The sequence below is a fragment of the Sphingomonas sp. UYP23 genome (assembly GCF_054059235.1).
On the sequence record NZ_JBSSBX010000001.1, the window covers coordinates 4,525,314 to 4,546,208 of the forward strand.

Sequence of the window (20,895 nt, forward strand, 5' to 3'; positions counted from 1 at the left end):
CGTGGAGCGAACATGCGCAAAATCTTGATTCTCCTCGCCTTCACGCTCGCGTCTTCGGCCAGCGCACAATCGACCGACACCGCGATCGAGCTTCGCAACGCTACCGGCATGGTCGTCCGCCTTATTCCGTTCGGCGCCACGGTGACGCAGATCGAGGTCCCCGACCGCGAAGGCAAGCGCGCGAACGTGCTGCTCGGCTTCCCCACCCCCGCCGAGTTCCGCGCGAAGAACGGCAAGGTCTCGTTCGGCGCAACGATCGGCCGCTATGCCGGACGGATTGGCGGCGCACGCTTCGCGATCGACGGCAAGCCGGTGCAGCTCGTCGCGGACGACGGCCCCAACGCGCTCCATGGCGGCGGCAAGGCCAAGTTCGACACGCAGCAGTGGACGGTAAGCGCCCGCAGCGCCCGCGCCGTAACCTTCATGCTCAACAGCCCCGACGGGTTCCAGGGCTTTCCGGGGCGCCTTCAAGTCGCGGTGACCTATCGCCTGATCGCGGGCAACGCACTGCGGATCGACTATGCAGCGCGCACCTCGAAGCCCACTGCGCTCAACCTCACCAACCACGCCTATTTTAACCTCGCCGGCGAAGGCAGCGGGTCGATCCGCGCGCAGCGGTTACAGGTGAACGTGAAGCGCTATGTCGCGACCGATGCCGGCGGCATCCCGACCGGCGTCTTCCCCGCGGTTGCCGGCACGCCACTAGACCTGCGAGCGCCGCATCCGCTCGGCACCGGCATCGACAGCCAAGGGCCGCTGATGGGAGAGCATGGCTACAACCATGGCTGGCTGTTCGACAAGCCGCTCGGCAAGCTCGCACCCGTAGCGCGGCTCGACGACCCGGCCTCGGGCCGGACGCTCACGGTCGAGACGACCGAGCCGTCGATCACGGTCTATTCGGGCGGGTATATCGACGGGAAGGACAAGGGGCCGAGCGGCCGGGTGATGCTCGCGTTCGACGGCGTCGCGCTCGAGACGCAGCATCTGTCGGACAGCCCGAACCACCCGGACTTTCCGACCACGCTGCTGCGCCCCGGTCAGGTCTTCCGCTCCACCACGATCTGGCGGTTTGGCGTCAGCCCGCGCTAGCGCCGCTGTCTGGAGAGCTCGACCGGCACGCCGGTGTAGCGGATCTCGGCATCGAACGCGTCGCCCTTGGCCGGTTGCCCCTCGCCGACCCATTTCACGCGGAGCGTCCGAGTCGAGGGCATGCCGGTCCAGCCGGCGCCTTCGCGCTTGCCGAAGCGGACCGTTCCGGTGCGGTCGTCATAGGCGATCGGAATGCGCGAAGAGGCGCCCCTCTTGTATGCCATCGACCGCCCGTCATCCTCGTACAGCGAGAAGCTGCCATCGGCGCCGGGATAGACCAGGATCGTCAGCGGCGCGTCGCGGTGCTCGTCGACATATTGCGTGACCGGCCCGGTCGGCACGATCGCCCCCGCGCGCACGAACAGAGGCAGCCGCTCGAACGGCGCATCGACCGTGGCCCGCGTTCCGCCCTGATAGGCGCGGCCGGTATCGAAGTCGTACCAGCGCGTGCCCGCGGGAAAATAGACCGACCGCGAGCGCGCCTTGTACGCCGTCACCGGCGCAACGAGGAACGCATCGCCGAACAGATATTCGTCGTCGATCCGGCGGACCTCGCGGTCGGCCGCATAACCCGCAGCAAGCGCGCGCATGATGCTGCCGTCCTTCAGATAGGTGTCGGCCCCCACCGTGTAGATATAGGGCATCAGCCGATAGCGCAGTTCGTCGTAGCGGATCATCGAGGCGCGCATCGGCGAGCCTTCCGGGCTGATCTCGTAGATTTCGCGATACGGATATTCGCCGTGGCTGCGGAACAGCGGACTGAACGCCCCGAACTGGAACCAGCGCAGATTGAGCTCGCGCCATTCGTCGAGATTGGCCGCGGTCGGCGTCTTGGTCGAGAAGCGATCCTCGAACGCGAAGCCGCCAATGTCGTGCGTCCAATTGGGGATGCCCGACATCGACGCGTTGACGCCCGCCGAGATCTGCGCGCGCAGATCGTACCAGCGGCTGGCGACATCGCCCGACCAGATCGCAGCGCCATAGCGCTGCAACCCGGCGAACCCCGAACGCGTCAGCAGAAACGGCCGCACGTCCGGCTTGTACGCGCTCCAGCCCTCGAAGAATGCACGCGCGTTCATCAGCGGATAGCTGTTGAAATATTGCGCCGCAGGCCCGGCCGCGGTCGGCCCCATCGCGTCCATCCGCTCCGGAATAGAGGTGTTCGAATGCATGTCGGGCTCAGACGCGTCCGCCCACCACGCATCGACCCCGAGCTTGGCCAGACGCTCCTCGATCTGCTTCCAGAAGATCGTGCGGCCCGCGGGCGAGTACGGGTCGTAGAAGGTGCTGGCGAAGCCCGGCCCGACCCAGTCCTTGTTCCCCTGCCGCAGATTGCCCTGATAGGCGACGCCCGCCGCCGCGAGCGCCTTGTAGGTGTCGGTGGTCGGATAGAATTTGGGCCAGACCGAGATCATGAAATTGGCATGATCGCCGTGGACGTCGGCGAGCATCTTCGCCGGATCGGGAAAGCGCGTCGCATCGAAGCGATGGCTGCCCCATTCGGGATCCTTCCAATACCGCCAGTCGAGGACGATATTGTCGAGCGGGATCTTCAGCTTGCGATACCGGTCGACGACGCCGGTCAATTCGTCGGCGGTCTCATAGCGCTGGCGCGATTGCCAGAAACCATACGCCCATTTGGGCATCATTTCCGACTTGCCGGTGATCTGGCGATACCCCGCGATCGCGCCGTCGATACTGCCGCCGGGGATGAACCAATAGTCTTTCGCCTGCCCGACCTCGCTGGTGAACCACACCGAATGGCGGTCGGCATCGGGCAGCGGATCGCTGTGGAAAAACGCGATATAGCCCGCATTGGGCTCCCATTCGATCCGGATCGCCACGGGCTTGCCCGCGGTCATCGGCAAATCGAAATTGGCGTACCACGGGTTCCAGTTCTGCCGCCAGCGGTCGAGCACGAGCTTCCCGTCGGCAAAGACCTTGTAATAGCTCGACCCGTAGAGCTTGAACTTGTGCGTGCCGGTCGCGGTCGGCAGCACGTCGCCGCTCCACACCACGGTCTGCTTCTGCACCGCATTGCCCGCAGTGTTCTGGCCGCCGGTCGCCGCGACAGTGCGCGCCTTGGCGGCCTCGGGCCATTTCGCCTGGTCCTTGATGTACGGCTTTGTTGCATAATTACGCGAGAGCATGACCGACGTTTTACTTGAAGATGTTATTGGATGCGGACGGTCACCGGCGTTCCTATTTCGGAGAACCGATTGAGAATTGCAGCACGGACTTTGAGCTCGGTAATCTGACGATCGAAGGTGCGGGCGACAACGCGCTGGCCCAGGAGTTTGAAGCAGTGCATTTTGGTCTCGACCAGACTGCGGCGATGATAGCCGCTCCACTTTTTCCAGATTGCGCGACCAAGCCGCTTTGTCGCGCGTAGCGCTCCATTGCGTGCATCGACGCCGGGACCGCCTTCTGCCCATGGTTGCCCGTTGCGGCGGACCGGGATGACCGCATCGGCACCGCGCCCGGCAATAGCGGCATGGCAGTCCCTGGTATCATAAGCGCCATCTCCGCCGACGCTGAGTATCCGCTCGTCTCCGGGAATTTGCGCCAGGAGAACGGGCAGCGTCGGTGCGTCACCAATGGCATTCGTCGTGACCTCAATGGCCCGGATATCCAGCGTCCCAGCATCAATCCCGAGATGCACCTTGCGCCACTGGCGACGGTAGGACGGTCCGTGTTTGCGCGTCTTCCACTCGCCTTCTCCCGTCATTTTGATCCCGGTGCTGTCGACCAGCAGGTGCAGTCCGCCCGAGCTGATCCGCCCGCCGAGGTTGACCTTCAACGTCTTCTGCCGTCGGCACAGCGTCGTATAATCCGGCACCGACCAATCCAGCCCCGCCATTTTGATCAGGCTCGAAACCAACCCCGTCACTTGCCGCAAAGGCAGGTTGAACAGCGTCTTCAGCGTCAGGCACAGCTCTATCGCGCTGTCTGAAAACCGCATCGGGCGACCAGGGCGACCACACGGCTTCGAAAGCCAGTGCATCTCCGGATCAAACCATATTTCCAGCGACCCACGCCGCTTCAGCGCCGCATTATACTCAGGCCAGTTCGTCGTACGATACACAGGTGCGGCAGGTTTGGGCATTACGCCTATCTATACCGCTCGATTCCCTGCGTGAATCCCCGCCATCAGTTTTGCAACAAAGCCACGTGGCGTTGAAGTTGTGCTTCGACAGACCGGTCAGCGGCGCATCGTTCTTGATGGCACCGGTGATGTCGCGATAGATATCGCCCGGGTTGCTGCTCTTGATGAAGGTGTAATTGCCCTCGAACCCGAAGCCGGCAAGCGCGCCGGGCAGCATGTCGAGGAAGAAGCGACCGCCGACCTCGACGCCCTTCACGGTCGCCGCCTTGGTCGAGTTGATATAATCGGTCGCGGACGCCGAAACGGTTTCGGTCTTGCCGTCGGTATAGACGACGGTGACCTGCCGGTTGGTCAGCGAGTAGATCGGCAGATCGGTCAGCCGCTTGTAGAAGGGCGCGACGTGGAACGACGTCCCCTTGCGCCCGTAATATTCGAACGACAGATCGAAATTGTTCGACAACGTCGGCTTGAGCAACGGATTGCCCGTGTCCGCGGTGAAGTTGGTGAAGTTCCCAGGCTGCCCCGCAACCGCATTGCCCGTCGTCGCCACGCCGACCGAACCCGACGCCCGCAGCGCGCTGAAGCTCGGCAGATCCATCGTGACGTTGTAGCCGCCGCGGATCTTGATCCGATCGGTGAGCGAATATTCGAGGTTCACCGACGGCAGGACGCGCGTGAAGTCGGCCTTTCCGCCGCGCGCGACGAAGGTGTTGGCCAAGGTCTGCAGAACGCCGTTGCGGATGAACGGGGTCCCGCCATTCTGCTGGACGTAGCCGCTGCCCTCGTTCTCGATATGCACGACGCGCACGCCGACGTTACCGGAGATGCCAGGTTCGCTGCCCTGCGGCCCGAAGCGCACCAGCGCATAGCCGGCGGTGTTCTCGGTGCGGTTATCCACCCGATCGCCCGGCAGGACGAACCCGGGGGTCCGGATCCCCGACAACCCGCCGTAGCCCGTCGCGGGCAATTGCCCGGCGGCCGAGCAATCGGACTCGATCCCGTTGCAGAAACCTGCGGGTGGCGACTGCACCAGCCCGGTGCGGTTGACGTTGAAGCGCGACGCCAGATTCTCCGATGCGAACATCAGGTTGCCCGGCAGCGTTGCCGCGCCGCGGAAGAAGTCCTTGAACGCATGCGTGGCGACGTCGCCCTTTGCGGCATTCGCATAGGTCAGCTGCGGGTCGCCGTTCCAGCCGCGGCCAAGCGCGGTCCAATTATAGCCGTTCGAATAATCGCGCTCGGTCCGCTTGGCATAGCGGCCGCCGACCTTGATCGACCGGAAGAAGCTGTCTTCGAACTTGTATTCGGCATCGAGCTGCCCGGCATCGAGCCGACCGGTGTTGTTCTCGTTGTGCGGCATCGACGCCGACCAGAAGTAATTGGCCGGATTGTTGAACGATGCCTGGGTCGCCGGACTGACGCTGATCTGCGGCAGATCGCCGCGCAGGTCGATGCCGTAGCTCTGACCGAAGCCGAGATCGCGGAAAATGTCGATGCGATCATAGACCTGGTGCGAATCGACGCGCTGCAGCGAGCCCTTGATCGACAGCGGGCCGTCCTTCGACGCCCAGACGAACGACAGCGAATAGTCGCGCGTTACGGTGTTGCTCTGGACGAAACCCTTGTTGCCGCTGCTGGTGATCGACTGACCGGTCGGCGCGAAGGTGCTCGGATCGCGGTTGTAGATCGCCTTGGTGCTCGTCAGCAGACCGTTGCTGTCGAACGTGCTGCTCGCCGGATCGACCGCGAGCGTCTGCGAATCGAGCTGCGTGCCGTAATCGCTCGACTGGCTCTTGTAGCGCGACTGGAAGAAGCTGCCGGTGAAGATCAGCGATTCCGCCGGCTGCCACTGCGCCGCGCCGTAGATGCCGTAGCGCTTGTACTGGAACGCCTCGTCGCCATAGGCGAAGCCGCTCGGAACGTATTTGTTGGTGCCGTCGCTCAGCGCGGTCTTGAAATACGGGCTGGTGCGGATGAACTGCGACAGCGAGCTGAACTGGCTGAACGCGATGTCGCCGAGCAGGCCGATCCGGCCGATCGGGGTATCGAACGAGTCGGTGACGAGGACCGAGCCCGAGGGATCGGCCTTGTTCGCCATATCGCCGACCGCAAGCTCGCCTGTCCCTGCGACATGGAACTTGCCGTTGAAATCGAATGGCATCTTGGTGCGCAGATCGATCTGGCCGCCGGTGCCGCCTTCGATCAGGTCCGCCGTCGAGGCCTTATAGACATCGACCGCCGACATCAGTTCGGGGGTCACGTCGCTCCACAGGATCGCGCGGCCATTGTTGGCGCTGAAGATCTCGCGACCGTTGAGGCGCGACGCCACTCCGGTCAGACCACGCACCTGCACGCCCGAACCCTGGACGGAATAGTGATCGGGATCGCCGAGCGCTGCGAAGCGGACGATCGACACACCCGAGACACTCTGCAGAACTTCGGTGATCGAATTGTCGGGCAGCTTGCCGGCATCGTCGGCGACAACCGAGTCAACGATCGTTTCGCTGCGACGCTTGCGCTCGTCGGCGGCCTGGAGTGCGGCACGGCGGCCGGTGACAACGATGTCACCGCGGGCTGCGGCTGGCGGCGTGTCGGCTTCCGGCGCGGGCGCAGCGGCCTGTGCCGTGTCCGGCGAAATCGACTGCGTCTCTGCTTGTGCCCAGGCGTTACCGCTGGCCCCAGCAGCGAGCAACGCGAGCAGCGAAACACCGGCGCGCATCGCAACCGTGCCACGCTGATGACGAACGAAATTTGACGTGAACGCTTTCATTTACCCCCCCTTTTGTGCCGTGCAAACACGGCACCGAACCTGCGACGTCGCACGTTATGGAGGTGCTTCCGCAGTTTTTTTAGCGGTAGCATGTTCAAATAACAACTTCATTTTCACTGGTGATACTTCATTCGATGAAGTGGATCGCCCGCGGGGCCGATTTACGCATCGATTCCATCACCTTGATCCAGCGCAGACTCTTCCGATCCGGCCCTTTCTTCCGGGCGGATGCCGCCCCGCTCGCAAAATCGGCGATGCCGATTTTGGACGCAGCCGTCTGATTGCACTGCACTTCGAGTCGCATGCCGCCGTCGTCGAACCTGCCTTTGTGGTACCGTCAGCGGCGCGAACCCGTCAGACCTATCGCCAGATCGAACGGATGGTTTCCACTAGCCCGCAAGCGCACGGACCATATAAGTCTCCTGACACACAAATGGAGAAGATGGTTGATCAGCAAGCACCTGCCCCTCGCTGCTTTGTTCGGCGCTGTGGTGATAACCAATCCTGCGGCGAGCCAAGGACCGCAAGCGACAGTCCCGGCACAGACTCAGCCGGCCGCGACCGGCTATGGGACCTGGGGCTTCGATACCGCGGGGATGGATCGCAGCGTGAAGCCGGGAGACGACTGGTTTCGCTTCGTCAACGGAACCTGGGCGGCCAACACCCAGATCCCGACCGACCGCTCATCCTATGGCGCGTTCGCCGTCTTGCGCGATCTGTCCGAGCAGCGGCTGCGCGCGCTCATCGGTGGCTACAGTCCAGCCGACGCCGCCCATCCTGACCGGATGAAAGCGGCGATCCTCTATGCCGGCTTCATGGACACCGCGATGGCGGAGCGGCTCGATGCGCAGCCGCTCACGCAGCGCCTCGCGCCGATCAAGGCGGCGAAATCGAAGGACGATATCGCGCGACTGATGGGCCGCTCGCTCGGCGGATTCGGTGCCAGTTTCTTCGCGCCGGGGGTGAATGACGACGCAAAGCAGCCCGACCGCTACGCGCTCTACCTGCGCCAGTCGGGGCTTGGCCTGGGCGACCGCGACCTGTATCTCGACGCGAAGTTCGCGCCGCAAGTCGCGCGCTATCGGCAATATGTGGCGCAGCTGCTGACGCTCGCCGGGTGGCCCGATGCCGATGCCGCCGCGAACGGCGTCGTCGCGATGGAGACCAAGCTGGCGAACGCGCATTGGACCCGCGCGCAGAGCCGCAATCGGGACAAGACGTATAACCCGACGACGATCGCCGAGCTGAACAGCCAGGCGCAGGGCTTCCCCTGGGCGACCTTCTTCCAAGCCGCCGGGATCGCCGCCACCGACCGCGCGATCGTGGCGCAGAACACCGCCTTCCCCGGCATCGCGCGCGTCTTCGCCGACACCGATCTGCCCACGCTCAAGGCCTGGGAGGCGTTCCGCACCGCCGACGACATCGCGCCCCTGCTGTCGAAGCGCTTCGTCGACGCCCAGTTCGATTTCCGCTCCAAGTTCCTGAATGGGCAACCCGAGCAGCGCGAGCGCTGGAAGCGTGCCGTTGTCTTTACCGAGAATGGGGTCGGCGAAGGCATCGGTCGCGATTACGTCGCGCTCTACTTCCCGCCCGAATCCAAGACGAAGATGGACCAGCTCGTCGGCAATCTGCGCGGTGCACTGGCGGGACGCATTCGCAACCTCGCCTGGATGGGGCCGCAGACCAAGGACCAGGCGCTCGCCAAATTGCAAGGCTTCACCGTCAAGATCGGCTATCCCGAGAAATGGCGGGACTATAGTGCGCTTGAGGTCAAACAGGGCGATCTGGTCGGCAATGCCGAGCGCGCGCAGCGGTTCGAATGGGACTATCGCCGGCGTCGCATCGGCATCCCGGTCGACAAGGCTGAGTGGGGCATGACCCCGCAAACGGTCAACGCCTATTACAATTCGGTCAAGAACGAGATCGTCTTTCCCGCGGCGATCCTGCAACCGCCCTTCTTCGATCCCAAGGCCGATGACGCGATCAATTACGGTGGCATCGGCGGCGTGATCGGCCATGAGATCAGCCACGGTTTCGACGACCAGGGCCGCAAGTCGGACGGTCGCGGGATCCTGCGCGATTGGTGGACCGCAGAGGACGCCACCAAGTTCGAGGCCCAGGCAACGCGGCTTGGCGGACAGTATGAAGCCTATAGCTTCGACGGGTTGCCGGGCATCCACATCAACGGTCGCGCATCGATGGGCGAGAATATAGGCGATCTGGGCGGGGTGCTGATCTCACTCGATGCCTATCACGCAGCGCTCGGCGGCAAGCCGGCGCCGGTGATCGACGGTTTCACCGGCGACCAGCGCTTTTTCCTGGGCTGGGGTCAGGTGTGGCGCACCCTGTTCCGCAACGAGGCGCTGCGCCAGCAGCTCGTCAGCGATCCGCACTCGCCAGGACAGATCCGCGCGGTGAATCCGCTGCGCAACGTCGATGCCTGGTACGCGGCGTGGAAGATCGATCCGACGCAGAAGCAGTATCTCGCGCCCGCCGACCGCGTTCGCATCTGGTAGACGTCGTCCACGGACGCATCGGATCATGGCGGGCGGGTGCGCGGTGTGCGGCCTTGGCAACGCCCGCCTGCTCCGAGACAGCTGCCGCTGGGTGCCCCGACGATCGAGGGCCGCCTCGCCCAACCCGCGCAGCGCGAGCGACCGGCGCTCACGCTCCACGAGCCGCGTCAGCCCGACCGCCTCACTGTCCCGCCGCCGCAATCACCGCGTCTCCCACTGCCGGGCGCAGCGTGAAGATGCCGCTGTCGCGCTGGCGCGTCGGATGCACGCGGTTGGTGAGCAGCGTCCAGGCAAGCCCACGGTCGAGATCGATCCATAGCCCGGTGCCGGTGAAGCCGGTATGGCCGATCGTCGCTCCCGAACAAAGCTGACCGCCCGACCAGTCGGCATGGCGCACCTCCCAGCCGCAGGTGCGTGGGCCGTGTACCGGGGTGGAGATCGCGCTCAACGCAGCAGGCGACATCCCGCTGCCGTCGAGCACGCCGCGCGCAAAGCCGAGCACCCCGGCAACCGTGCCGAACAGCCCGGCATGACCGGTCGCGCCGCCCATCGCAGCGCAATTTTCGTCATGCACCTCGCCCTTGAGCACGCGCCCGCGCCACGCGCAGCGCTCGGTCGCGACCGCTGGCCCGGGCGGCGGGCCGAAGGAGAGCTCCGGTCCGAGCGGCCAGTCGCGCAGCGGGGCGCCGGTAATCCGCTCGATCGCGATGCCGAGCAGAAGGAAATTGATGTCGGAATAGACCGGTGGCCCGTGGCGCCATTCGCGCTGTAGGACGAAGGCGCGCAACCGGGCGGGATCGTCGCCGTAGGTGTAGATCGGCTCGACCGCGGGCAGGAAGGTGCGGTGGACGAGACAGTCGCGGAACGTCAGGCGGCGCTCGGGCGCATTGGCGATATCGTATTGGCGCAGGTCGGGGATCGCGTCGGTGAGCGGCCGGTCGAGATCGATCAGGCCCTGATCGGCAAGCGCGAGCACCATGCTGGTGGTCGCGATGACCTTCGAGACCGAAGCGAGGTCGAACCAGTGCTCCGGGGTCAATGGTTCCGCCACCGGCTCAAGCTGTGCGAGGCCCAGGGTCCGCGTCGCACTCCAGCCATCGCGGGTAACCACGCCCAGCGTCGCGCCGGGCACCTGCCCTGCAGCGACGGCAGCCGCGGCGGGTGCGAAGGCGGCGTCAACGTCGATCATACGGTCTCCTCGTCGCGCGGCCGGATGCCGGCGATCAGCGGCAGGAACAGGACCGCCGCCAGGCTCAACGTGCCCGACAGCCAGAAGAATTCGTCATAGCCGATCGCCTTGACGATCTCGCCCCCCGCCCCCTGCAGCAGTCGGGGCAACAGGAAGGCGAATCCCGACAGGAAGGCATATTGCGCTCCGGCGTAGCGCGGGTTCACCAGCAGCGAGAGATAGACGACGAAGATCGCGCCCTCCATGCCATGCGCGAACTGATCGACCGCGGTGGCGGTGTAGATCGCGAGCCCGTTTGGCGGCACGTGCCACAGCCACACGAAGATCCAATTGCCCAGCGCCGACCCGATCGCACCCAGCACCAGCGCGCGGCTCATCCGCAGCCGCACGGCGAGCGTCGCGCCGACCAGGACGCCCGCCATGCTCGACGGCGTCGTCACGAAGCCGTCGGCGATGCCCATCGTGGTGAGATCGTAATGCGCGGCGATCTCGAGCGGCTTGACGCCCCACAGCGTCAGCACGTCGCCCATCCGATAGAAGGTGACGAAACCGAGCAACGGCAGCACGCGATAGCCGAACCGCCAGAAGATGTTGACGTACGGCCCCAGCCAGGTCGAGCGCCGCGCCCACGCGGTCGCCGGCAACCGGACGATCCACGGCAGCGCGACCGCCATCAGGACGAACGGCACGAGGCACAGGACGAGCACCGCGACGGTCGCATTGCTTTTTGCGCTAATCCCGGCGGCGATCGCGAGGTGCAGCGCGACCCAGCCGAAACTCCCGAAAAAGGCGAGCGCGCCGGCGAGCAGCACCGCGATCGCCACCAGCCCCGTCATCAGCGCCGCAATCATCCCGCCCGCGCCGCGCCCGCCGGGCGCCAGGCTGATCAGGATCGGAAGCGGCACCGCCGCGAGCACCGCGACCGCCAGATAGCCCCACACCCATCCCGCGCGGTCCGCCACGGTCAGCGCGACCAGCGACGAAGCCGCCATGGCGGTGCGATAGCCCCACAGGTTGGCGGCGGTGAGCGGGCCCTGCTCGCCCGCCGTCGGCGCCAGCTCGACGCGCCAGCCATCGGCGGCGACCTCGAGCGTCGTCGTCCAGAAGGCGAGCAGCACGGCGAGCAGCGCGACCAGCGGCAGGTTGGTATCGGCCGAGGTATAGGCCATCCCCACCATCGCTGTGACGATCCCGATCTGCGCGGTGACGATCCAGCTCATCCGCTTGCCGAAGACGCGTGACAGCCCGGGCACTGCGAAGGCATCGAGCAGCGGTGCCCACAGGAACTTGAAGGTCGGCAGCAGCGCGACCCAACCGAAAAAGCCGATCAGCACGATGTCGAGGCCATGCTTCGCGAGCCGCGCCGAAAGCACGGTCGAGAACATGTAGAACGGCAACCCCGCCGAAAAACCGAGCAGGACGAACAGCGTCATCAGCCGAAGACTGGGCCGCCCCGTCCGCGGCGGCGGCACGGCGGTCGACGCGGTCAACACCGGCGCCCGATCGAGGCTTCGCGGATATGCCTCGATACCGGCGACGATCTTTCTCCCATGAACCCAAGTCCCGTATTCTTTGAAGCGCGCGCGGAACCGCAGTGGCGCACCGATCCGGAATCCGCTTGCCCCACCCTATTTCGCACTGCGATCCGTAGCGTCGTCGGCCGGCAGATCCGCCATCGACGCGGCGACCGCCTCGGCGCGTTCCATGACGCGAAGGATGTTGCCGTTGGTCAGCTTGGCGAGGTCGCCGTCGCTCCACCCCCGTCGGGCCAGTTCTGCGATGACCTTGGGATAGCCGTCGACGCCGTTCATTCCCTCGGGCGCGGTATTGTCGATCCCGTCGAAATCGCCGCCCAGGCCGACATGGTCGTGGCCCGCGATCTTGGCGACATGCTCGATATGATCCGCTACCGTCGCGACGGTGACGCGCGGCATCGGATGTGCGTGATCCCACTCGACGAGCGGCGCGGCGGCGTGCGGGCCGTACACATCGCCGGGCACCGCGAGCGATTTGGCGTAGGCGGTGCGCGCCACGTCCCATTGCTTCCACGCGCCGGACAGGAAGGCGGGATAGAAGTTCACCATCACCACGCCGCCGTTCGCCCCGATCGCGACAAGCAGATCGTCCGGAATGTTGCGCGGCACCGGCGCCAGGGCGCGGGCGGACGAGTGCGAGGCGATCACCGGCGCCTTCGATGCAGCCAGCGCCGCGCGCATCGTCGAATCCGCGACATGGCTGACATCGACCAGCATCCCGATCCGGTTCATCTCGGCAATGACGCGCTTGCCAAACGGCGACAGGCCGCCCGCTACCGCCTCATCGGTTGATGAATCCGCCCACGGCAGGCTGCGGCTGTGGGTCAGCGTCATATAGCCCACGCCGAGCGCACGATATTGACGGAGCACCGACAGGCGTCCGTCGATCTGATGGCCGCCCTCGACCCCGATCAGGCTCGCGGTCCGCCCGCTCGTCATGATCCGCCGGACGTCCGCGGCGGTCGTCGCAAGCGCAAGCGCGTCGGGATTGGCGGCGACCAGCCGACGCACCACGTCGATCTGCTCGAGCGTCAGCTCGACCGCCTTGGGCCCGGTCACATCCGCCGGGATCCACACCGACCAGAACTGGCCGCCGACATGCCCCGCCTTCAGCCGCGCGAGATCGGTCTGCAACGGCCGCGGCAAATCCGCCCCGCCCTTGCGGGCGACCGCGACGCTGCCACCCTGATAATGCGCGATCTCCCAGGCGAGGTCGTTATGCCCGTCGATAACCGGCGCGCGCGCGAGCACGCGCTCGGCGCGCGCAGTATCGCCCTGGCTTGGCCCCGTCTGTGCGGCGGCCGGCGTCGCGAGTGCGACCGCCAGCCCGAGGAATGCGAACCGCCTCACCGCGTCTGCACGCGGATGCCGAAGCGGAAGGCACGGCCGAGCATGTCCGAATAGGTGCTGTTCGCAGCCAGGCCCGTCTCGGGAACCAGCAGCGGCTCGCGATTGAACAGGTTGGTCACGTTGACGAAGAACTGCGCCTTTACCGTGCCGGCGACGCGGACGTTCTGCGTCACGTTGAGATCGGCATAGAACAGCCCCGAGACCCGATTGTTGTCATAGGTCGGATTGGTCGTGGTCGAGAGCGGGCAACCCGTCTGGCATTCGATGCCGGTGGCGGAATAGCGGCCCGCGCTGACCCCGCGTCCGACCGCGGTGATCGACGTGCTCGGCAGATCCAGCGTCACGCTGCCCCGGAAGATCCAGGTCGGCGTCGTCGCCTGCCCGCCGTTGACCCCCACCGAATTGACCGGCACCGTCCCCGGCACCCCGGTGTCGAGGATGTTATCCAGGTAGCGGGTCGCCTGGCCGCGCAGCGTCAGCGCCGTCTCGGTGAAGAGTTGCGTACGATAGCTGGTGTCGAAATCGATACCCCGGGTGAGCTGGTTCGCCGCGTTGAACGGTTGGGTACGGATCAGGAGGTACGGCTGACCGGGTATCGAGCGCGCGGAGTCCTGGGTGATCGCGTCGCAGAACCGCTGCTGCCCCAGACTGCACAGATTGACGATGTCCTGCGCGCTGAAGCTGGTGATGCCCTGCTTGATGTTGATCCGCCAATAATCGATCGAGGCGTTGAAGCCCTTGAGGAAGCGTGGCGCGAGCACCGCGCCGATCGTCCAGGAATCGGCGACTTCGGGGCGCAGGTTCGGGTTGCCCGTCGCGATGCCGGAATAGCTGTAGTTTGCCGGCCCGTTGGCACCGTCGGCGGTGAAGGACGGATTGCGCACCGAATCGCTGTTGGCCGACCCTGCCTGATACAGTTCGTTCAGATTGGGCGCGCGGATGTCGCGCGAGCGGACCACGCGGAAGCGGATGTCGGGGATCGGCGACCACGTCCCGCCGAGCTTCCAGGTGACCACGCCGCCCGAGGTCGAATAATCGGTTCCGCGCACCGCGCCGTTGAACTCGAGCCCGAGACCGAGCGGAACGACCGTCTCGAGATAGGCTTCCTTGACGTTGTAGCGGCCGTTGGTGGGGAGATAGTTGCCGACCGACCAGGTGTTGGTGCCGGTCGGGCGGCCTTGCGCGTTGACCGTGGAAATCGGCTGGAACTCCTGCGGCACATAGCCGCGGATGCTTTCCTCGCGCCATTCGCCGCCGATCGCGACGCTGACGTCGCCCGCCCAGGTCCGGAACGGCGAGGCGCGGAAGTTTACCCCTGCGGTCTTCTGCTCGGTGACCTCGTCGCGATACGGCGAGCCGAGGACATAGGCGATCGCCGCCGGATCGGCGACGCCGACGCCGAGCCGGTTGAGCGGCACGCATGCCGCATCGTTGTTGGTGGCGATCGCATCGACGTTGATCGCGCACTGGATCGATCCGGCGGCATAGCCACCCGAATTGCCCGCCGGCGCGACCGCGGCGTTGGTCGCGTTGGCGATCTTCGTGATATTCTGGATGTTGCGGAGCTGCTCGCGCAAGTCGGCCCGGCCATATTGGCCGTAGATATCGAACGACACGGTCTTGCCGAACACATCGAACTTGCCGTCGCTGCCGATCTGGTAGCGCTGCACCTTGCGCCGGTTGTCGACCGTGCGCGACGGCAGATCGACCGACGTGGTCGCCAGCGTCACGCTGCTGATCCCGGCCAGCCGCGACGCGCCGAGCGCCGCGACGAGATACGGATTGGTCGCGGAAAGCGTGATGCCGGTCTGCAGGTTCGGACCGGCGTTGAACAGGATATGCTGCCGGTTGAACGACCCTTCGGCGTACAGCTCGATGCGGTCGGTGACGTCGAAACTCGCCCGGCCGAACACGCCGTAGCGATCGTCCTGCGGATCGAGCCCGATGTTGCGCCCCGAATCGTTGACCTGCCAGCTGCCGCCCTGCGTCAGCGTCGGTGCCGTGCTTCCGGTCGCCGACGGGAAGGTCAGCGCGCCATATTGGAATTGCTGCGGCTGGCCGCCGCTGCCGAAATAGACGCCGCGCAGGCTGTTCGCGGCAACGCCGCTTCCCGCCACCGCCATGCTGCCGGTGATGAGACCGCCAGGCGCGGAGTTCGCCGCGCCGATCTGTCGCTTGGTGGTGATGAACTGCGGGGTCGTGCTGTTCGCGGTCCAGTTCGGGTCCTGGATGCGGACATAGCCCGTCGCGTTCCACGCGCGATCGACCTGGAAGATGCCGTCGCGGTGCGCATATTCGCCCTCGACCTCGATATGCCCGCGACCGTCCGCAAACGACGTGCCGGCGGTCAGCGCCGCCGAGTAATTGTGGCCGTCGCCATATTGCGTGATGCCGTTATCGGCCGTGAGGCGAAGCCCCTGAAATTTCTTATCGAGGATGAAGTTAACGACGCCCGCCACGGCGTCCGACCCGTACGCCGCCGATGCGCCGCCAGTGACGACCTCGACGCTCTTCACCAGCCCTTGCGGGATCGTGTTGACATCGACCAGCCCGGTGATCGTCGACCCGACCGAGCGATGGCCGTCGACCAGCACGAGCGTGCGGACCTCGCCCAGATTGCGCAGGTTGAGCGCGTTGATGCCCAGCCTGCCCGCTCGACAGATTGAGGCGCGAATTGGCGGGTTTGGTCGATCCGGCGAGCGCGGGCTGCTGGTTGACGAAATCGGCGATGTTGTTCGACGGCGACTGGTTCTGGATCTCGGTCTGGCCCAGCACCGTCAGCGGCGTTGGCGCCAAGAAGCCGCTGCGCGCGACCCGCGAGCCCGTGACGACGACGTCCGGCCCGTCTTCATCGCCCCGCACGATCGACTCATTCTGTTGCAGCGCGGCGCGGTCCTGCGGTGCCGCCCCTGGCGTTGCCATATCCCCCGCGTCCGGTGCGACCGCCTGCGATCGTACCGTCTGCGCTACGGCTGGAGTCGCAAGCGCGATCGCCGCAACGCTGCACCCGAGCATCATCGCCATTCGGCGCCGAGCCTGATCGGAATTCGTCATGATTGTCCTTCCCTGACCGGACTCGCACATACGGAGCGCTTCTCGACGCTTTCCTGTATCTGCGACCTACGGCTGTTGTCCCGCCGACCTCTCTGGGCCAGTTCCCCCTGCTGCGATTGGGGAAAGTGCGCGGTCTTGTGTGAAAGCGTCAAGAGCCGGATCTTCGCGCTCCCATAGCCTGCCTCTATGGGAGCCGACCATAACTCGCTGCTATGCCCTAGACCGTGCTCGATATGGGCCGGCATCGCGACACAACGCTAGCCTCTCGGCGTCGCGCCAGCCATGAAAGCCAGACCATGATCAATCGCCGATCCTTTCTGCTGCGCTCGGTCGCCGCCGCCGCGATCGCGGTAGCCCCGGCCTGTCGCGCGGCCGATGCCGGCGACAGGCGGGCGAGCGTGCGCGGGCCGACCGCGCCGATCGAGATCCTCGACGACGTGTACGGCATCCCCCATATCCGCGCCCAGTCGATCCCCGACGCATTCTTCGGCCAGGGCTATGTCGTCGCCCGCGATCGGCTGTTCCAGATCGATTTCGGGCACCGCCGCGAGCTTGGGCGGATGGCGGAAGCCTACGGCGCCGAGTTCGTCAAGCACGACGCGCAAGCCCGGCTGTTCCATTATCGCGGCGACAGCGATGCGGAACTTCGCCGGCTTCCCGCCGCCGTGCTCGCCTGCGCACGCGCCTACATCGCCGGGGTCAATGCGCGTATCGACGAGGTCACCGCCGATCCGACACTGCTGCCGCTCGAATACCGCATCCTGGGCGTCGCACCGCTCCGCTGGGACATTGCCGACCTGGTGCGCGTGCGTGGCGCAGCGGCCGGCAATGCCGACGACGAAGTCCGCCGCGCGCAGCTCGCCGCGCTCGGCCTGCTCGAGCTCGACGCGGTGATCGCGCCGCTGCTGCCGGCGCACCCGCTGACCGTGCCCGACGGGCTCGACGTGGCCGCTGTGTCCGACGACGATCTGGGCGTGCTGACGATCGGCCGCCTGCCGTTCGGGCCCAACACCCCGGTCGTCGATCCCGACGAACGCTCGGGTCGGCTCGAGCGCACCAATGCCGGCAGCAACGCCTGGACGATCGCTGCGGCGCGCTCGGCGACGGGGCGGCCGATCCTCGCCAACGATCCGCATCTGGGTATCGGCGGTTTCGGCCCACGCCACGTTGCACACCTCACCGCACCGGGGCTCGACGTGATCGGCGGCGGCGCGCCCGGCCTGCCCGGCATCATGCAGGGCCATACCGACCGGTTCGCCTTCGGGCGCACCAACTTCCACATCGACCAGGAGGATCTGTTCGTCCTCGAGCTGCATCCGAGCGACCCCGAGCGTTACCGCCATGCGAAGGGCTGGCAGCGCTTCACCCGCATCGAGGTCGCGATACCCGTAAAGGGCGGCGCGGCGCAGACCGCGGTGCTGCGCTACGCGGTACAGGGACCAGTCGTATCGCACGATCCGGCCAAACGGCGTGCGACCGCGCTCGCCTCGATCGCGATGCAGCCGGGCGGCGGCGGATCGTTCTCGATGATCGCGATCAACCTCGCGCGCGACTGGGCCGGGCTTCAGGAGGCGTTCAAGCTCCACCCGTCCCCGACCAACTTTCACTACGCCGATGTCGCAGGCAATACCGGGTGGCAAGCGATCGGCTTCATGCCGCTGCGCAAGCGCGGCGTGGCGCTGATGCCGGTGCCGGGCGACGGCCGCTACGACTGGACCGGGTTCCGCGACCATCGCGCGCTGCCGAGCGACTATAACCCCGCCAAGGGCTGGTTCGCCTCGGCCAATCAAGACAATTTGCCATCTGACTGGCCGAGCGACCGTATCCCCGCCTTCGATTTCCGCGATCCCTATAGATACGAGCGGATCTCCGACGTCCTGTCGCATCAAACCCGCCATACCCTTGCCGACAGCGTCGCGCTTCAGCACGACACGCTGTCCACGCCCGCCCGCCAGCTCGTCGCGCTGCTGCCGACGGCGCCGTCGGAAGCGGCGCGGCCGGCGGTGGCGCTGCTGCGCGGCTGGGACTGCCGGCTCGACGCGGCAAGCGGCGCGGCGGCGTTGTTCGAGATCCTCTGGCGCGAGCTCGGCCATCGCATGCTCGCCGCGATCGTCCCCGAGCGCGCCAAAGCGATCGTCACCTCGATCGGCCCCTCGGTCCTGCTCGGCCTGCTCGCCCGCCCCGACGCGCGGCTCGGCCCGAACCCGCTGGCCGCCCGCGATGCGATGTTCGACGCCGCCTTGATCGCCGCCTGGACCAGCGCGCGGGCGCTGCTCGGCCCCGATCCCGCGGCATGGCGCTGGGGGGCACTGCATCGGCTGCGCATCCAGCATCCGCTCGCACGGATCCCCGCGATCGCCGCCGCCTTCCCGCCGATCGAGGTCGGCCCGACGGGGGGCGACAGTTATACGGTACAGGCACGCTGGCTCGGCAACGGCCCTGGCTGGTCTGCGGGCGGTGGCGCAAGCTATCTGCAGGTCATCGACGTCGGCGCGTGGGACAATTCGCTGATGCTCAACCTCCCCGGCCAGTCCAACGATCCGCGCTCGCCGCACTATCAGGATCAGGTCGCGAGCTGGAGCGTGGGTCAGCTCCAGCCAATGCTCTACAGCCGCGCCGCGGTCGATGCGCATTCGGTCGGTCGCCTGACGCTTACCCCGCAAGGAATCCAGCCATGAACCGCCTGCCGATCCTCGCCGCGCTGCTGATCGTCGGCGCGGCGTCCCCGAAGGTCGACGTCGTGATCCGCGGCGGCACGATCTATACCGGCGCGGCGACGCCGCCGATCGTCGGCGACGTCGAGCTTGTCGGCGACCGGATCGTCTATGTCGGCCCCGCACGGCACACCGCCGCGACGACGATCATCGACGCGACCGGCCAGATCGTCGCCCCCGGCCTGATCGATGCGCATACCCACCCCGACACCTATCTCCGCTCGCTCGACGCCAGGGCGCGATTGAACCTGCCGTGGCTCGCGCAAGGCGTCTCGACGATCGTCACCGGCGTCGATGGCGGCGGCACTCCCGACGTCGCGGCGGACGCGCGCAAACTCGAAGCCAGCGGGATCGGCACCAACGTCGTCCCGTTCGTCGGTTTCGGCGCGATTCGCCAGCGCGTGCTCGGCGAGGCCAATCGCGCGCCGACCGCCGTAGAACTCGCACAGGAAAAGGCGCTTCTGGCGAAGGGCATGTGCGAGGGCGCGATCGGACTCTCGACCGGTTTGTTCTACGCTCCCCAAAGCTTCGCCACGACCGACGAGGTCGCCGCCGTCGCCGCGGAAGCGGGAAGCCGCGGCGGAATGTACGATACGCATCAGCGCGACGAATCGAACTACACGATCGGCCTGATTGCCAGCACCAAGGAAGCCATCGAGATCGGACGGCGCGCGCACATGCCGGTCCATTTCGCGCACCTCAAGGCGCTCGGCGTCGATCTGCAGGGTCACGCCCCCGAGCTGATCGCGACGATCGAGGCGGCACGTCGCGCCGGACAGGACGTCACCGCGGACCAATATCCCTGGCTCGCCTCGGGCTCGAGCGTCGATGCCTCGCTCGTCCCGCGCTGGGCGGTCGATGGCGGCTACAAGGCGATGCTCGCGCGTTTCGCCGAGCCGGCCACGCTTGCCCGCATCAAGACCGAGATGACCGAGAACCTCCGGCGGCGCGGCGGGGCGGAGTCGCTGCTGCTCACTTCCGAAGGCCAGCCGTGGACGGGCAAAACGCTCGCGCAGATGGCGACGCAGTGGAGCATCTCGCCGATCGACGCGGCGATCCGCATCCTGAAGACGCCCGATGCGGCCGGCACCGGTCCCGCCGGGGTCGGCGTCGCCAGCTTCAACATGATCGATCGCGATGTCGATCTCATCATGCAACAGCCCTGGGTGGTGACCAGCTCCGACGGCTCGGACGGCCACCCGCGGCAATATGCGACGATGCCACAGAAATACCGGCTCTACGTCGAGCATCGCAAGGTCATCCCGCTCGCCGACTTCATCCGGCGCTCGAGCGGGCTTACCGCGGATATCTACAAGATCGATCATCGCGGCTATCTGCGCGCCGGTTATTATGCCGACGTGGTCGTGCTCGATCCCGCGCGCTTCGCTCCCCGCGCCGACTACATCCACCCGCGCGTCCCCAGCGTCGGGGTGAGCGCGCTGTTCGTCAACGGGAAGCTCGCGCTGCGCGACAGCGCCGTGACCGGCGCGGCGGCGGGGCGCGTGCTGCTGCGTCCGCGGCCCGCCGGCTGCGGGGCATAGCCGAGGGTTATGGCGCGCCGCCCGACAAATA

At 66.3% G+C, this 20,895-nt stretch carries 12 protein-coding genes; 4 read left to right on the forward strand and 8 right to left on the reverse strand.

The features are described from left to right. The first annotated feature begins 12 nt into the window (after positions 1-12). A complete protein-coding gene (locus ACVWYO_RS22240; RefSeq protein ID WP_457354546.1) occupies positions 13-1,089 on the forward strand; it encodes an aldose epimerase family protein in 1,077 nt (358 codons plus the stop codon). On the opposite strand, the gene ACVWYO_RS22245 is transcribed toward ACVWYO_RS22240, so the two are convergent. From ACVWYO_RS22245 to ACVWYO_RS22260, 4 genes are all read right to left on the reverse strand, one after another. Beyond that, positions 1,086-3,239 carry a TIM-barrel domain-containing protein gene (locus tag ACVWYO_RS22245; RefSeq protein ID WP_457354549.1) on the reverse strand — a complete coding sequence of 718 codons (2,154 nt, stop codon included), beginning with the start codon at positions 3,237-3,239 and terminating at the stop codon, positions 1,086-1,088. The two genes, ACVWYO_RS22240 and ACVWYO_RS22245, sit on opposite strands and share 4 nt — an antisense overlap. Before the next feature lie 23 nt (positions 3,240-3,262). Next, entirely contained in the window at positions 3,263-4,195 is a 933-nt protein-coding gene (locus ACVWYO_RS22250; protein ID WP_457348219.1) for an IS5 family transposase, read from the reverse strand. Beyond that, positions 4,149-6,965: a TonB-dependent receptor gene (locus ACVWYO_RS22255; protein WP_457354551.1), complete on the reverse strand. Its 2,817-nt coding sequence runs from the start codon at positions 6,963-6,965 to the stop codon at positions 4,149-4,151. The genes ACVWYO_RS22250 and ACVWYO_RS22255 overlap by 47 nt, the downstream gene beginning before the upstream one ends. 127 nt (positions 6,966-7,092) lie before the next feature. Further along, positions 7,093-7,269, reverse strand: a complete 177-nt coding sequence (locus ACVWYO_RS22260; protein ID WP_457354553.1) for a hypothetical protein — start codon at positions 7,267-7,269, stop codon at positions 7,093-7,095. A 142-nt stretch (positions 7,270-7,411) separates the two neighbouring features. Here ACVWYO_RS22260 and ACVWYO_RS22265 point away from each other — a divergent pair, with 142 nt between their 5' ends. After that, on the forward strand, positions 7,412-9,481 hold the full coding sequence (locus tag ACVWYO_RS22265; RefSeq protein ID WP_457354555.1) for a M13 family metallopeptidase: 2,070 nt from the start codon (positions 7,412-7,414) through the stop codon (positions 9,479-9,481). Between the two features lie 181 nt (positions 9,482-9,662). Here the strand turns inward: ACVWYO_RS22265 and ACVWYO_RS22270 are convergent, their stop codons facing one another. From ACVWYO_RS22270 to ACVWYO_RS22285, 4 genes are all read right to left on the reverse strand, one after another. Continuing rightward, positions 9,663-10,670, reverse strand: a complete 1,008-nt coding sequence (locus tag ACVWYO_RS22270; protein WP_457354557.1) for a serine hydrolase domain-containing protein — start codon at positions 10,668-10,670, stop codon at positions 9,663-9,665. Further along, positions 10,667-12,163, reverse strand: coding sequence for a permease (locus ACVWYO_RS22275; RefSeq protein WP_457354559.1), 1,497 nt, complete (start codon positions 12,161-12,163; stop codon positions 10,667-10,669). The genes ACVWYO_RS22270 and ACVWYO_RS22275 overlap by 4 nt, the downstream gene beginning before the upstream one ends. A gap of 135 nt (positions 12,164-12,298) precedes the next feature. Next, positions 12,299-13,555: a dipeptidase gene (locus ACVWYO_RS22280; protein WP_457354561.1), complete on the reverse strand. Its 1,257-nt coding sequence runs from the start codon at positions 13,553-13,555 to the stop codon at positions 12,299-12,301. Beyond that, positions 13,552-16,149: a TonB-dependent receptor domain-containing protein gene (locus tag ACVWYO_RS22285; protein ID WP_457354563.1), complete on the reverse strand. Its 2,598-nt coding sequence runs from the start codon at positions 16,147-16,149 to the stop codon at positions 13,552-13,554. Before ACVWYO_RS22285 ends, ACVWYO_RS22280 begins: the two co-directional genes overlap by 4 nt. A 756-nt stretch (positions 16,150-16,905) precedes the next feature. On the opposite strand from ACVWYO_RS22285, the gene ACVWYO_RS22290 reads away from it, so the two are divergent. Then, positions 16,906-19,287 (forward strand): penicillin acylase family protein, encoded by a 2,382-nt coding sequence (locus ACVWYO_RS22290; protein WP_457354565.1) that lies wholly within the window; start codon positions 16,906-16,908, stop codon positions 19,285-19,287. After that, positions 19,284-20,864: an N-acyl-D-amino-acid deacylase family protein gene (locus ACVWYO_RS22295; RefSeq protein WP_457354567.1), complete on the forward strand. Its 1,581-nt coding sequence runs from the start codon at positions 19,284-19,286 to the stop codon at positions 20,862-20,864. The genes ACVWYO_RS22290 and ACVWYO_RS22295 overlap by 4 nt, the downstream gene beginning before the upstream one ends. Positions 20,865-20,895 lie beyond the last annotated feature (31 nt).

What these genes read in the sequence shown, in the direction of transcription:
- ACVWYO_RS22295 (WP_457354567.1), top strand. Translation starts at nt 19,284, where the DNA reads ATGAACCGCCTGCCGATCCTCGCCGCGCTGCTGATCGTCGGCGCGGCG.
- ACVWYO_RS22260 (WP_457354553.1), bottom strand. Translation starts at nt 7,269, where the DNA reads ATGCGACTCGAAGTGCAGTGCAATCAGACGGCTGCGTCCAAAATCGGC.
- ACVWYO_RS22290 (WP_457354565.1), top strand. Translation starts at nt 16,906, where the DNA reads ATGATCAATCGCCGATCCTTTCTGCTGCGCTCGGTCGCCGCCGCCGCG.
- ACVWYO_RS22255 (WP_457354551.1), bottom strand. Translation starts at nt 6,965, where the DNA reads ATGAAAGCGTTCACGTCAAATTTCGTTCGTCATCAGCGTGGCACGGTT.
- ACVWYO_RS22250 (WP_457348219.1), bottom strand. Translation starts at nt 4,195, where the DNA reads ATGCCCAAACCTGCCGCACCTGTGTATCGTACGACGAACTGGCCTGAG.
- ACVWYO_RS22270 (WP_457354557.1), bottom strand. Translation starts at nt 10,670, where the DNA reads ATGATCGACGTTGACGCCGCCTTCGCACCCGCCGCGGCTGCCGTCGCT.
- ACVWYO_RS22245 (WP_457354549.1), bottom strand. Translation starts at nt 3,239, where the DNA reads ATGCTCTCGCGTAATTATGCAACAAAGCCGTACATCAAGGACCAGGCG.
- ACVWYO_RS22240 (WP_457354546.1), top strand. Translation starts at nt 13, where the DNA reads ATGCGCAAAATCTTGATTCTCCTCGCCTTCACGCTCGCGTCTTCGGCC.